This window comes from Mesorhizobium loti, from assembly GCF_003148495.1.
Classification (GTDB): domain Bacteria; phylum Pseudomonadota; class Alphaproteobacteria; order Rhizobiales; family Rhizobiaceae; genus Mesorhizobium; species Mesorhizobium loti.
The window spans coordinates 1,513,844-1,527,768 of record NZ_QGGH01000001.1; the positions used below are offsets into that span (position 1 = coordinate 1,513,844).

Genomic DNA, 13,925 nt, shown 5'->3' on the forward strand with positions numbered 1-13,925 from the left:
ATTCAGCAGGCGGACGGAATGCGTGGCCAACCCTTCTTAAGCATGCAATGATCGGCAAAGCGGGGGTATAAGAATGGCACTGATCGCAGCGCACGTCGTCCTAGCATTAGTGCTGTTTCAACTGGTGAATTGGATCGGCGAGCATGCCACAGACTTTGGCTATGCAAGCACGACACTTTTCGAAGAGCCGAATGAGTCGCTGGCCCTCAATTTCTTCATCCGAGCACTTGCTCCGGCCGTGTTCATGGTGGCGCTGTCAGCGGCAACCGTCGCCGCAGGCCATGCCGACCTTCGCGTCGGCATCTATTGGATCGCGATCTTTTATTATGCGCTTCGCGCCATTTACATCTTAGTCATGAACATGCGCCGGCTTGTCAGCTGGCCACGCTTCTTCTTCCATTCGGGCGTTGGCCTCGCGGCAGCTTGGCTGGTCTACCAGTCCCTGATCCTTCCCAACCGATCTCTACTTCCAAACCTCGATACGGCCGGGAATGAGCTCTGGCTGGCCATTTTCGCCTTTCTCTACGCGGCCGCCAACAAAGTGACGGTGTCTGGTGGACCGGGAAATAGAAGGCGCAATGCGTTCATACAGCGAAGCTATGACAGGGCGGAAATCCTATATGGCGCGCTCATCAACGAGAGAATTTCTGACGACAATCTGCGGCTCATAACCTATGCCATCCCCATCTATGAAGATTATTGCCGACCGCCTTCAATGCGGATCCTCGAACGTCTCTGCTTCTGGAAGCCGGAGCGCACGACCGGTGTTATGCAAGTAGCTTCCTCAACAGCTTTGACTGATGAGGAGAGCGTTAAGCTGGGAACGGAGAAATTGTCTGCGTCTTGGCAACTCCATGCTGAAGAAAGTCTCTACAATCGAACGTTCTTAGTCATCAGCGACTACAACAAGGATAGCAATTATTCGAACAGGGTATTTGAGGTGATGGAGATTCTAGCCAAGCGTGCGGCGCCCCAGTTCCGGCCTGCTTACGATGCCATATGGAGTGACCCGAATCCTTAAAAACCGCGGGTCCGAACCAAGCTGTGGCTACGCTGATGCCCCGAAATGGGTCGAGATTCGAACGGCGACTTGAGAAATTCCTGGGTCAGACTGGATGAGCAACAATCGCCCAACGCAGCCATCCCCCTCAATCCAGCCCCTACCGCTCCTCGACAATCCGCAAATAGGCCGCCGTCACGAACAGCACGATCAGCCCAAACAAAATCCGCCTTGCCCCCTCAGGCATCTGCAGGATTGTCAGCAGCGTCGTTAGCACGGTCAGGATCAGGGCGCCGATGATGGTGCCGGTGTAGCCGCCGCGGCCGCCGAAGATGGAGGTGCCGCCGATGACGGCGGCGGCCACCGAGGGCAGCACCAGCGGTTCGGCGAGTGACAGCGACGGCGCCTTGATCAGGCCGATATAGAGCAGGCCGGTGATGCCGGCGAGCACGCTGGAGATGACATAGAGCGCGGTGATGACCTGCCAGTATTGCACGCCGGACAGCCGCGTTGCGCGTTCATTGTCGCCGACGGCGTAGAGCAGGCGGCCGAAGCCGGTGCGGGCGAGCGTGAAGACGATCAGCGCTGCCAGCGGCACGAACAAAAGCAGCGCGTTGGGGATGCCCCAGGTCAGGCCGGTGCCGAGCCAGGCGAGGAAGTCGGGGATTTTGGCGCCCGACGCGATCACCGTGCGCTGGTAGACCTGCAGGCAGCCGGTGCCGATCAGGCTGGTGCCCAGCGTCATGATCAGCGGGTGGACGCGGAAGACGCCGACGCCGATGCCGTTGACGATGCCGATCAGCACCGCCGGCATCATCGCCAGCAGGAAGGCCACCGCCGGGTCCTGGTTGACCACTTGCGTCGCCATGATGAAGGCGCTCATCGTCGCCACCGTGCCGACCGACAGGTCGATGCCGCCGGTCAGCATGGTCATGGTCTGGCAGCCGGCGAGGATCGCCAGCGGAATGGCGAATTTGATGGTGTTGGCGATCCAGCGCTCGTTGACGATGCCGGGGCGCAGGATCTGCAGGATCACCACCAGGATGACCAGCAGGATGATCAGCGGGATCAGCGGCCGGTCGGCCATGAAGCGTTTGACGCGGCGGCCGAAGGGGACGGGGGTTGGCGTGATCGCGGTGGTGCTCATGGGGCGGGTCCGGTTCGCGATGGGGTGGGGACAGAGAGATCGCATCGGCGCAAAGTCCCCCTCACCCGGATTGCCAACCGAATTGCGGAGGGTAATTCGGGGCAATCCGACCTCTCCCCGAGGGGAGAGGAGGATGCCGGCGTCGATGCTCTTCTCTTCTCCCCACCGGGGAGAAGGTGGACGCGAAGCGGCCGGATGAGGGGGCCTTTCACACGCGATTGCCTCGCAAAGGGCACTATTATCGCACCCATCACTGCCGCCCCCGCATCGTAATAAACGCGCCGAACATCACCACGGCGACCATGATGGCGCCTTCGATGATGGCGGTGACGTTGGGGTCGATGGCGAGCAGCGTGAGGTCCGTGCGCACCAGACGCAGCACGAAGACGGCAACGATGGGGCCGAGCAGGCCGCCCTTGCCGCCGCCGAGCGCCACACCGCCCAGCACCACCGCCGCGACGCTGGCGAGCAGATAGGGGCCGGGAATGGGCGCGCCGATGCCGGTGCTCATGGTCAGCGCCAGCCCGCCCATGGCCGCGAACAGGCCCGACAGCGCATAGGCGATGATGCGGGTGCGCTTGACAGGCACGCCCGAGCGGAACGCAGCCAGCTCGCTCGAGCCGATGGCATAGATGGAGAGGCCGAGGCGCGAGCGCCGGAGCGGTATCCAGATGATGCACAGGCAGACGATCAGCACCAGCAGCGCCTTCGGCAGCCAGGCGTCGATGCTGTCGGGCAGGCCCGGTATCGGCACGGTGCCCGAGATCAGCCCCTTCAGCCATTCGGCGGCGCCGCCACCCGGCGCGTCGAGCACCAGCAGGGCAGCGCCCTGCAGCACGAACAAAGTGGCCAGCGTGACGACGATGTCGGGCACGCGGGTGACGACGATCAGCATGCCGTTGACGGCGCCGAGCACGAAACCCATGGCCAGCACGAAGGGCACCACGAACAGCGCGTATTCTTCCGAGGCGCCGGCCATCATCGAAGCGGCGGTGACGCTGGTCAGCGCCATCATGGCGGCGACCGACAGGTCGATGCCGCCGGCGATGACCACGACCGTCTGCGCGGCGACGGCGAAAGCGTAAGGCAAAACGGCGCGTGCGAGCGAGCCGAAATCGCCGCTGCCATAGGCCGGCTGGATCAGTTTGGTGATGATGAACAGGGCGACGAAGAGGGCGAACAAGCCTGATACCCAGCCCTGGCGGCGCAGGAAATGGCTCATGGGTTCGTCCCCGAAGACGGGGACTGGGGATCGGCCAATATGCCGATATCGGCCTTGGCGCCGCGCGGCAGGCCGTAGGCGGCGCGCATCAGCGCCGGTTCGTCGGCCTCTTCTACGGGGAAGATGTCGACGACGCGGCCGCCGAAGATGACGATGACGCGGTCGCAGACACGCTGCACCTCTTCCAGCTCGGAGGTGTAGAACAGCACCGACTTGCCGTTGCCGGCGAGCTCGCGCACCAGATGATAGATCTCCTGCTTGGTGCCGACATCGATGCCGCGCGTCGGGTCGAAGCACAGGATGGTGCGGGCGTCTGCCGCGATCCAGCGGGCGATCGTCACCTTCTGCTGGTTGCCGCCGGACAGGCGCTGCACCTCGCCTTGCGCGCGGGTGTCGATCTGCAGCCGCTCGATGGCGCTGACCACCTTGGCGCGCTCGCGGCGCATGTTGATCGGCCCCCAGTTGCGCAGCGCGGCGCTGAAGGGCAGGGCGATGTTCTCGCGCACCGAGCGCTGCATGGCCAGCGCCTCGGCACGGTCGCCCGGCACATAGGCGATGCCGGCGCGGATGGCGTCGATCGGGTGCGAGAATTTTGCGGGGCTGCCGTCGACTTCGATGGTGCCGCCCGATGGCCGGATCGAACCGGCAAGGGCGGAAAACAGCTCGTCCTGGCCTTGGCCTTCGAGCGCGACGACGCCCGCGACCTCGCCGTCGGCGAGATCGAAGGAGACGTCGTTGAGCTTGGTGCCGACGCGCAGGTTGCGCACGGCAAGCCTGGGACGGGCAGGGGCGGGCGCTGCCTTCTGGGCGGCGCTGCGCGCGGCGACATGGGTCTTGACGATGCGGGTGCCGAGCATCAGCTCGACGATCTTTTCCTCGACGCCCGGCACGATGTCGACGACGCCGACGGTCTCGCCGTCGCGCAGCACGGTGGCGCGGTCGCACAGTGCCGAGATTTCGACGAAGCGGTGCGAGATGAAGATCACCGCACGGCCGCTGTCGCCCTGGCGGCGCACCACTTCCAGCACCTTTTCGGCGAGGTTGGCGGGCAGTGCGGCGGTCATCTCGTCGAGCAGCAGCACGTCGGGCTCGACGGCCAGCGCACGCGCCAGATCGAGCACGCGCAGCACGGCCAGCGGGATGTCGCGCGCGGTGTCGCGGATATCGAGGTCGGGAATGCCGAGTTCGCGCACCCAGGCGCGGAACGGCTCGACCGGCGTGCCGGTCAGCCGCAGATTGGACAGCACGTCGAGATCGGGGATCAGCGACGGTTCCTGATAGACGGGCAGCAGGCCGGCGCGGCGCGCGGCGGCGGGCGAGCGTATGTCGCGCGCCTCGCCCCGGATCAGGATGCGGCCGGCATTGGCAGAAATAGCGCCGGTCAGGATTTTCACCAGCGTCGACTTGCCGGCGCCATTGGCGCCCATCAGGGCGTGCACCTCGCCGGGCAGGACGGACAGCGACGCGTTGCGAAGGGCCGCAACCGCGCCGTAATTCTTGGCGACGCCCGTGGCGTCGAGGAGGGGGTTGCTGGTCAAATGGTTTGGGTCTCGATTCAGATGGCAGCTATCGCGTGTGGAGAGGCCCCCTCATCCGGCCGCTTCGCGTCCACCTTCTCCCCGTGGGGGAGAAGAGGCTGGCGCTCGTGCCGGCTCCTCTCCCCTCGGGGAGAGGTCGGATTGCCCCGAATTGCCCTTCGCAATTCGGTTGGCAATCCGGGTGAGGGGGCCTTCCCATATGTGACTTCCCCGCCTTGTGAGGCAGGGCTATCGGAGACTTATTCCCCCGGCCCCTTGCACGCCACGATCTGCTCCTTCGTATATGTCGTCCAGTCCGGGATCGAGATCGAGACCGGCCATTCGGGGCTCAGCGACGGGTCGGCGGCGGCCTTCAGCTTGGCCTTGCCTTCCTCGGTGGCGTTCTCCCACAGCTGCGGCTCGACCAGCACGGTCTGCTGGGCCGGCTTCTTGCCGTCGAGGATCTGCAGGGCGAGCGTCACGCCGGCGCCGCCGATCGAGCCGGGGTTGGTGACCGCGGCACCGACGAGGCCCTTGACCGAGCTCAGCTGGCCGACGAAGCCGGCATTGTCGGCGCCGACCACCGGCACCAGCGGGGCCTGCGACTCGACCAGCGCGTCGACGATGACGTTGTCGATGCCGGAGGTCCACACGCCGTTGATCGGCGTGCCGGTGGCGAGGAAGGACAGCATCTGCTGCTTGGCCTGGTCCTGCTGCCAGCCGGTGAAGACTTCCTGCGCGACCTTTACGTCGGGGGATTCGGCCAACGCCTTCTTGAAGCCCTTGTCGCGGTCGCTGTCGGCCGACGCGCCAGCGGCGCCACGCATGTAGAACACGTCGCCCTTGCCGCCCATCTGCTGGAACAGCCATTTGGCGCCGAGATAGGCGTACTGTTCCTGGTTGTTGGAGATGATGTAGGCCGACGGCTCGGTGACCGCCTGGTCGACGGCAACGACGACGATGCCGGCTTTGGTGGCTTCCTCGAGGCCCGCCTTGATGCCGGCCGGATCGGCCGGGTTGACGACGATGGCGTCGACCTTGGCGCTGATCAGATTGCGGATGTCTTCAAGCTGGCCGGCGGCATCGGTGTTGCGGTGGGCGATGTTGAGCTTGGCGACCTCGCCGGATGCCAGCGCCTGCGCCTTCATGGCGCAGACCATCTCCTCGCGCCAGCCATTGCCCTGCACGGTGTTGGAGATGCCGATCGTGTATTTGCCCGCGGCGGACGAGACGCCCACCGAGGCCAGCAAGGCAGCACCGGCAAGCAGCGGGACCATGGTCAGGATTTTCTTCATTTCAGTACTCCTCCACATTGTTTTTCAGTTCAGTTCCAAGTCGTTGAAGCGCATTGCTTGGAAAGTGATTCAGGCGCTGCGCTTCAAGTCGTTGTCCTCCACATGTCGTTGCCGACCTGTATTCTTGTCCGATGCATGTCGGTTTGGGCGACATGCATTTGTGCCGTCATTTGACGAAGGGCCGCAGCACGTCGCGGGCGAGCAGAAAACCCCGCTTGACCTGGTCGTCGCTGCCTTCAAATCGCCTGTCCTCGTGTTCGATGATGACCGATCCGTCGTAACCGGCGCGGTAGAGGCCGGAGAAGAAGCCGCTCCAGTCGACATCGCCGAGCCCCGGCATGCGCGGCACCTGCCAGCCTATGCCAGCCGAGAGGATTCCGCGCTCGTACAAACCATCATGATCAATCATCAAATCCTTGGCGTGGACATGCAGCATGTAGGGGCCGAATTCCCTGATGAAGCGGGCCTGGTCGATCATCTGCCAAACCAGGTGTGACGGGTCGAAATTCATGCCGACATCGCCGCCCCAGGCTTCCAGGATGCGGCGCCAGACCTGCGGCGAATAGGCGATGTTGTGCCCGCCCGGCCACTCGTCATAGCTGAAGATCATCGGGCAGTTCTCGAAGGCGAGTTTTACACCATGCTCGCGCGCATGGGCGACGATTTCGGGCCAGACCTTGAGCGCCTCCTGCCAGTTGACGTCGACGGTCTTCGAGGCATCGCCGCCGCAGAAGGTGTTGACGACAGGCACGCCCATATTGGCGGCCAGCACGATCACCTTCTTCAGATGGGCGATCACGTCGTCGCGGTGAGCGGCATCGGGGTGCAGCGGGTTGGGGTAGTAGCCGAGACCGGAGACCGACAGGTTCTTCTCCGCCAGCGAAGCGACGATTTCTTTCGCCTGCGCGGCGGAGGTCGAGGCGGCGTCGATATGGCCGGTTCCGGCATAGCGGCGGCTGGCGCCGGAGGATTTCGGCCAGCAGGCGATTTCCAGCGCCTCGAAGCCGGCCGCGCTTGCCCAGCCGGCAACCTCGCCAAGCGACGTCTCCGCGAACGGTGCGGTGAGCACTCCAAGTTTCATACTGCCTCCCCTGGTCGTGAATTCACGACCGACTAGTACTATGCAGATCGAGCCGGCCGCTTCAACCGTGTGGTGTCGGCTTGTTTCAGATTGCGCCTGACGGTTGCCATCGGATCGTCCGAAAGCAGCCCATCGAGCGCCGATGTTACGGCCTTGCGGAACGTCTCGTTCGCGGCAAGGCCGGGGTCGAAAATCGTGTCGATGGCAAGGATGCCGGCCACCAGTGCCTTCGCATCGCGGCCGGTTGCGTCGGCAATCGCGGCGACCTTGCCGGCATAGGGATCCGACACCGGCCAGCGTTTGCCGAATTTTTCCGAGGCCTGGATCAGATAGGCCATCCAGCCCGCGACAGGGATCGACAGCAGCGCGATGCTTTCGCCCTGGCGCAAGCGGTCGCGGATCGGGTTGAGCAGGCGCTGGACGATCTTCTGCGAGCCGTCGGTGGCGATCTGGTGGTTGCGGTGGCGGATGGCGGTGTTGCGCAAGCGGCTGAGGCTCTGCTCGACATAGGCCAGCGGCTCCATGCCTGGCACCGGCGTCAGTGTCGGCAGCGTTTCCTCGACAAGCATGCGCTTGATGAAGGCCGCCAGCAGCGGGTCGGCAATCGCATCCGATGTGTGTTCGAGGCCCGCCAGAACGCCGAGCGTGGCCAGCGTCGTCTGGGCGCCGTTGAGCACCCGCATCTTGAGATGCTCGAACGGCGTGACGTCGTCGACGAAGGTCGCCCCGACCAGATCCCAGCGCGGCACGCGGCCGGCGAATTTTCGTTCGATCACCCACTGCCGGAACGGCTCGCCGACAGCAACGGCGGCATCGCGGTAGCCGAACCACTGCTCGACGCTGTCGAGATCATCCTGCGTCACCGCCGGCGCGATGCGGTCGACCATGGCCGAGGGGAAGGTGGTATGGCCCGCGATCCAGTCGGCCAAACCATTGCCGCGCCGTTCGGCAAATGTCCGCACGGCGGTCTCGAGGATCACGCCATTGGTCGGAATGTTGTCGCAGGAGAGCAGCGTCAGCGGCCGGCCGTGCGTCGCCCGGCGCAGTTCCAGCGCCTGCGCCAATAGACCGGGCACACTGCGTGGCGCTTCGGGGTTGGCGAGGTCGTGGATGATATCGGGATGGCTAAGGTCGAGTTCGCCGCTCGACGGGATGTGGCAATAGCCCTTTTCGGTCACCGTCATCGTCACCAGCTCGATATCAGGTGACGACAAAACGGCGAGTGCCGGCGCGGCACTTGCCTGGCTGTCGACCACTTCCAGGATGCTGCCGATGACGCGCGCCTCGATATGGCTGTTCTCGCGGATGAGCCTTGTGTAGAGCCCGCTCTGCCGGCCGAGCGTCTCAGTGAGGCTGGGCGGGCGGATGTTGATGCCGATCACGCCCCAGCGGTCGAAATGGAGCGACAAGAGGTCATCGGTGTATTCGGCCTGATGGCAACGATGGAAGGCGCCGACGCCGAGATGCGCCATCCCAGCGGCGAGCGCCGCGCGGTGATAGGCCGGTGTCTGGACAGCGGCGGGAAGTCTTTCCAGCAGTGCCGGGCTGAGCGTTTCGATGGCGCTCACCGGTTCGCCCCGATCACCCACTGTTCCTGGTCGACCAGCGTGCCGGTCATCGGCCCGGCGGCATCCGAAAGCAGGAAGACGGCGAGGTTCGCGATATCGCTCGTCGAGAACAGGCGGCCGAAAGGCTGCGAGGCGTTGGCGGCATCGAGCCAGCCAGGGCCATTGCCCAGCGTGTCGGCCTGCATGGCGCGTTCGGCCGGCGTGTCGGTCCAACCGACATTGATGCCGTTGACGCGGATGCGGTCGAAGCGGTGAGCGTTGGCGGCATTCTTGGTCAGCGTCGCCAGCGCGCCCTTGCTGGCGGAATAGACGGCGAGTTCCGGCGAGCCGCAATGGGCGTTGATCGACAGGATGTTGACAATGGCGCCACCCTGGCCCCGCTTCTTCATGTCTGCAATCGCCGCCTGCATCAGGAAGAACGGCGCGCGCGCGTTGACCGCGAACAGCGAGGCCCAGTCGTCGAGGTCGGCATCGAGGAAGGAGGCGCGGTCGGTCAGGCCGGCGGCGTTGACCAGCGCATCGATGCGGCCGAAGCGGTCGATGCAGGCCTGCGCCAAAAGGGCAGGGGTTGCCGGGTCGGCGAGGTCGGCGGCGACGAAGATTGTCGGCGTGCCCAATTGCGAAAGCTCCGCCGCCACAGCGTCGCCGCGCACCTTCTCGCGCCCGGTGATCAGCAGGCCGCCGGCGCCGGAGCGCGCCAGCGTCTCGGCGATTGCGCGGCCGATGCCTTGCGTCGAGCCGGTGACCAGCGCCACCTTGCCGTTGAGTTGAAGCTCCATTCCTCCTCCCGGAACAAAGTTTCTATTTTTTGAAATATGGAACGGCAATTCCCGATAGTCAATTGTGCCAGTGGTACCTCATTTGGTGCGGCGCGCGGCGACGCCATGGACCAGCGCCATGCCGACGGCCAGCGACGCGGCCAGCGAGCGGAAGCCGGCGAAGTCGGACTCCACAACTTCCAGCCAGCTGTCCGACAAAGGGATGAGCGGGCTGAAGGTGCTGTCGGTGATGGTGACGATGCAGGCCTGGCGCTCATGTGCCACCGCGACAAGGTCGGGCGTGATCGAATTGTAGGGGCTGAAGGAGACCGCCAGCACGGCATCCTGCCTGCCGATGCAGCCGACCTGGTCGATTGCAGTGGAGCCGACATTGTCGACCAGCACGTTGCGCACGCCTTGTTGCGAGAGCGTCAGCGATAGATAGGTGGTGACGGGAAAGGCGCGCTTGGAGCCGATGACGTAGATCAGGTCGGCGGCCGCCAGCAGCGCCACCATCTTCTCGAAGCTCTCGACGTCGAAGCCGCTCTCGATGCGGCCAAGCGAGGCCTGTGAGGCGCCGACCATGCCGTGCAGGAAATGCAGATGAGCATTGGGCTCGGCCTCTGTCCGCTGCTCGCCGCGTCCTTCCGGCCACGACCCCTTGACGTGATCCTTGAACAGGCCCTGGAAATCGGAAAAGCCGGAGTAACCGAAGATCTGGGCAAAGCGCACCAGCGTCGAGGGCTGCACGCCGGCCTGTGCCGCCACCTGCGCGATGGTGCCGAGCGCCACGTCGCTCGGATGCTGCCACAGGAAGATGGCGACCTGGCGCAGCCGCTTGGGGAAATGCACCGTGCCGGAAGAGAGCACCGCGCGCAGTTCCTCGTAGGTCTGTGGCTGGATGTAGCCGAGTGCCGCCAGCGAGCGCCCGCGCTTGCGCGTCGCCGCCTCGTCGGCAATCGACCGTCCCGATGTTTTGCCCGCCCCACTCATGATTTCAGGCTAGCGCGGCACGATCGTTTTACAATATGGAAATTGGAAATTGTGTTCGAAAGTGCCGGCGGCGTCATAGGGTTGCACGTCGTCAAAATGGTCTGCCGGGAGGAGTGAAGAATGGTCTACGCAACATCGGACGGATCGACGCGCCAACGTCTGCGGGTCGGCATGGTCGGCGGCGGCCGCAATGCCTTCATTGGTGCGGTGCATCGCCTTGCCATGCGCCTTGACGACCAGATCGCGCTGGTGGCCGGCGCGCTGTCCTCCGATCCGGAGAACGCCGCTGCCTCGGCAGCCGAGATCGGCATCGCGCCGGAGCGCAGCTATGCCGACTATCGCGTCATGGCAAAGGCAGAAGCCGCGCGGCCGGACGGCATCGAGGCCGTCGTCATCGTCACGCCCAACCATCTGCACGCACCGATCGCCACCGCATTCCTCGAGGCCGGCATCGACGTGATCTGCGACAAGCCGCTGTCGACGACGCTGGCCGACGCCGAAGCGCTGGTGGCGCTCGCGAAGGAGAAAAAACGCCGCTTCGTCGTCACCCTCAACAACACCGGCTATGCCATGGTGCGGCAAGCGCGCGAGATGGTGGCGGCGGGCGAGCTCGGACGGATCGTCTCCGTGCATGGTTCGTATATCCAGGACTGGCTGACCAAGCCGATAGATGCCGAAGGCCAGAAGCAGGCGGAGTGGCGCACCGACCCGGCAAGGGCAGGGCAGTCGGCGGTGCTGGCCGATATCGGCGTGCATGCCTTCAATCTGGCGAGCTTCATCTCGGGCTGCGAGGCCGAGGCGGTTTCGGCCGATCTGTTCACCGCTGTGCCGGGGCGCCGGCTCGACGACAATGCGCATGTGATGATGCGCTGGACCGGCGGGGCGCGCGGCACGATCCTGGCCAGCCAGACATCGCCCGGCCACTACAATGATCTGTCCGTGCGCATCTATGGCGACAAAGCCGGGCTCGAATGGTCGGGCGCGCGACCGGAAGAACTGCGCTTCTCCCGCTACGGCGAGGAAACCCGCACGCTGGTGCGCGGCGGCCATGGCTCGACCGAGGAAAGCCGGCGCGTGTCGCGCATGCCGGCGGCGCATCCTGAAGGCTATATCGAGGCCTTCGCCAATTTCTACCGCGACGCCGCCGACATCATCCGCGCGCACCGTTCCGGTGCGGCGGTCGATCCGGCGCGCGCGGCGCAGGTGCCCGATATCGTCGACGGCGCGCGCGGCGTGAAGTTTGTCGCGGCGGCGGTGGATTCGAATGCGGCAGGTGGGGCATGGACGGCTGCGCGGTTTGGGAGATAGTTGCCCGCGCTGATTACAAAAGCCGCAGCCGCTGATCGATGAGCTGGAACAGCCTGGTGTCGTCGACCTCGGTGATGACGTGGCAGACCGGCAGGCCCTTGCCGGCGCCATTCTCGACCAGCGTCGCCCGCGTGCGGCCATAGGCGCCGGACGGATCGCAGTCGACCTCGATCACCGCGTCGACGCCCCTGAACAGGGTCGGGTCAATCAGGAACGCCGTCACGCAGGGGTCATGCAGGCTGGCGTCGCCGCTGCCATAGTGGCGCATCATGGCAATGGCCGTTTTCATGATCGGGCTGCTGTCGCGCTCGAGTTGCTCGAACCTCACCTTGGTCAACGTGGCGTGGCGGGTCACGTCCAGCCCAAACATGGTCATCGGAATGCCGGAAGACAGCACGATTTGTGCCGCATGCGGATCGATCCAGATGTTGAACTCCGCATCGGTCGCGGTGTTGCCGGGGCTGAAGGCGGCACCGCCCATGAAGGCGATGGCCTTGATCTTGCCGGCGATGGACGGTTCCTTGATCAGCGCGAGTGCAATGTTGGTCATCGGGCCGATCGGGCAAAGCGTGATCTGGCCAGGCTCGCGCAGGATCGTCTCGATGATGAAATCGACAGCGTGCTGCCCCTGGATCTCGTGCGTGGCATCGGGCACGTCGAGGTCGCCGAGGCCGTCGGTGCCGTGCACCGAGGCGCCCCTTTCTTCACGCGGCAGGATGATCGGCCTGATACAGCCGGCATAGACCGGAATGTCCTGGCGATTGGCCATGGCGGTGATGCGCAACGCATTGCGGGTGGTCAATGGCTGCGAGACGTTGCCGACGACCGTCGTTATGCCGACGATCTCGATTTCATCGGGCGAGGCAAAGGCCAGGAGAAGCGCTATGGCGTCGTCGACGCCGGGGTCGCAATCGAGGATAATTCTGCTCTTGGCCATGCCTGAAAGTCCATTCTCTTTGTACTGGTAAAAAGGGCCATCCCCGTCGGGATGGCCCTTGTCGTGAGGGGCGAGGCTGCGCCTACTTGAGCAGCTCGTTGGTGTAGTATTTCGAGGCCGGCAGGACTTCCTTGATCTGGTCGGTGTCCTTCAACGCCTGGGCGATCGGCAGCCAGTTCTTGTCTTCCTGCATCATGTAGCCGGTATCGCCTTTCATCAGGGCGGCGGTGAGCTTCCAGCCGGAGAGATTGTAGGCGAGGCTGCCGCCTTCCGGATAAGCCTTGGTGAACATCTCGGCGGCTTCTTCGGGATGGTCGGCGGCCCATTCGGTCGCCTTGATGGTGGCGCGCATCCACTTCTTGGCGACATCGCCGTGTTCGGCGAGGTAGGCGGTGGATGCGGTATAGGTCCAGACCGGGACATCGGGCGCGCCTGCCGCCGCACCGATGAGGCTGGTCGGATCCTTCTTCAAGGTCTCCTGCACCTGCGGCACCAGATAGTTCTCGGTGTTGGTGGCGATGTCGATCTTGCCGGCAAGCAGAAGATTGGTGTCGGAATCCTGCGCGATGATCAGCTTGACGTCGTCCTCGGTCAGCTTGGCGGCCTTGAGCACGAACGGCATCATCGCCTTGGTCCAGGAGTCGGTATAGATGGCGATCGATTTGCCCTTGAGGTTGTCGAGCGAAAGCGGCTCGCCGGGGCGGCCGAACAGACCCCAATTGTTGCTCTTGGTGTAGAGGCCGATCGAGGTGATCGGAATGCCTTGGGAGGCGCCGAAGACGACGTCGGTGGTGGCTTCGAAGCCGATCTCGGCCTGGCCGACGGCGAGTAGCCGCGCTGTGGTCTGCGAGTCCGGCGGGAAGATGACATCGACCTTGATGCCTTCGGCTTCGTAAAAGCCCTTCTGCTGGGCGACCAGCGTCGGGATCAGTTCGAAATCGGCGCTCGCCCAGTCATAAACGAAGCGGACGGTGGTGAGGTCGGCCGCGCTGGCCGGAGCCGCGCCGAAAGCGGCGCCAAGGGCAAGCAGGCCCACGGTCGCCGAGATCATCTTCGTATAGGTCATATGCATTGAACTCCTCCTGTTATCGTTGGTTGG

Annotated in this window: 12 protein-coding genes; 2 read left to right on the forward strand and 10 right to left on the reverse strand. The window is 64.5% G+C overall.

The genetic code is table 11. The features are described from left to right. Positions 1 to 73: 73 nt before the first annotated feature. A complete protein-coding gene (locus C8D77_RS07670) occupies positions 74 to 1,021 on the forward strand; it encodes a hypothetical protein (RefSeq protein WP_109660747.1) in 948 nt (315 codons plus the stop codon). Between the two features lie 139 nt (positions 1,022 to 1,160). Here the strand turns inward: C8D77_RS07670 and C8D77_RS07675 are convergent, their stop codons facing one another. From C8D77_RS07675 to C8D77_RS07710, 8 genes are all read right to left on the reverse strand, one after another. Continuing rightward, positions 1,161 to 2,147: an ABC transporter permease gene (locus C8D77_RS07675; protein WP_109660749.1), complete on the reverse strand. Its 987-nt coding sequence runs from the start codon at positions 2,145 to 2,147 to the stop codon at positions 1,161 to 1,163. A 250-nt stretch (positions 2,148 to 2,397) separates the two neighbouring features. Further along, a complete protein-coding gene (locus C8D77_RS07680; RefSeq protein WP_109660751.1) occupies positions 2,398 to 3,369 on the reverse strand; it encodes an ABC transporter permease in 972 nt (323 codons plus the stop codon). Next, positions 3,366 to 4,907, reverse strand: a complete 1,542-nt coding sequence (locus C8D77_RS07685; RefSeq protein WP_109660752.1) for a sugar ABC transporter ATP-binding protein — start codon at positions 4,905 to 4,907, stop codon at positions 3,366 to 3,368. Before C8D77_RS07685 ends, C8D77_RS07680 begins: the two co-directional genes overlap by 4 nt. A gap of 239 nt (positions 4,908 to 5,146) precedes the next feature. Continuing rightward, positions 5,147 to 6,181, reverse strand: coding sequence for an ABC transporter substrate-binding protein (locus tag C8D77_RS07690; protein ID WP_109660754.1), 1,035 nt, complete (start codon positions 6,179 to 6,181; stop codon positions 5,147 to 5,149). Positions 6,182 to 6,347: 166 nt separating this feature from the next. Further along, entirely contained in the window at positions 6,348 to 7,262 is a 915-nt protein-coding gene (locus C8D77_RS07695) for a sugar phosphate isomerase/epimerase family protein (RefSeq protein WP_109660756.1), read from the reverse strand. 38 nt (positions 7,263 to 7,300) lie between these two features. After that, the gene (locus tag C8D77_RS07700) at positions 7,301 to 8,830 is read right to left on the reverse strand and encodes a mannitol dehydrogenase family protein (protein WP_109660758.1); all 1,530 of its coding nucleotides are present in this window, start codon (positions 8,828 to 8,830) and stop codon (positions 7,301 to 7,303) included. After that, entirely contained in the window at positions 8,827 to 9,609 is a 783-nt protein-coding gene (locus tag C8D77_RS07705) for an SDR family oxidoreductase (protein ID WP_109660760.1), read from the reverse strand. The genes C8D77_RS07700 and C8D77_RS07705 overlap by 4 nt, the downstream gene beginning before the upstream one ends. A gap of 78 nt (positions 9,610 to 9,687) precedes the next feature. Beyond that, on the reverse strand, positions 9,688 to 10,581 hold the full coding sequence (locus C8D77_RS07710) for a MurR/RpiR family transcriptional regulator (protein WP_109660762.1): 894 nt from the start codon (positions 10,579 to 10,581) through the stop codon (positions 9,688 to 9,690). 120 nt (positions 10,582 to 10,701) lie between these two features. On the opposite strand from C8D77_RS07710, the gene C8D77_RS07715 reads away from it, so the two are divergent. Beyond that, positions 10,702 to 11,889, forward strand: a complete 1,188-nt coding sequence (locus C8D77_RS07715; protein WP_109660764.1) for a Gfo/Idh/MocA family protein — start codon at positions 10,702 to 10,704, stop codon at positions 11,887 to 11,889. A gap of 13 nt (positions 11,890 to 11,902) precedes the next feature. On the opposite strand, the gene C8D77_RS07720 is transcribed toward C8D77_RS07715, so the two are convergent. Together C8D77_RS07720 and C8D77_RS07725 are read right to left on the reverse strand one after the other, a co-directional pair. Continuing rightward, positions 11,903 to 12,826 (reverse strand): nucleoside hydrolase, encoded by a 924-nt coding sequence (locus tag C8D77_RS07720; protein WP_109660766.1) that lies wholly within the window; start codon positions 12,824 to 12,826, stop codon positions 11,903 to 11,905. An 82-nt stretch (positions 12,827 to 12,908) separates the two neighbouring features. Continuing rightward, on the reverse strand, positions 12,909 to 13,898 hold the full coding sequence (locus tag C8D77_RS07725; RefSeq protein ID WP_164757686.1) for an ABC transporter substrate-binding protein: 990 nt from the start codon (positions 13,896 to 13,898) through the stop codon (positions 12,909 to 12,911). Between the last annotated feature and the right edge of the window lie 27 nt (positions 13,899 to 13,925).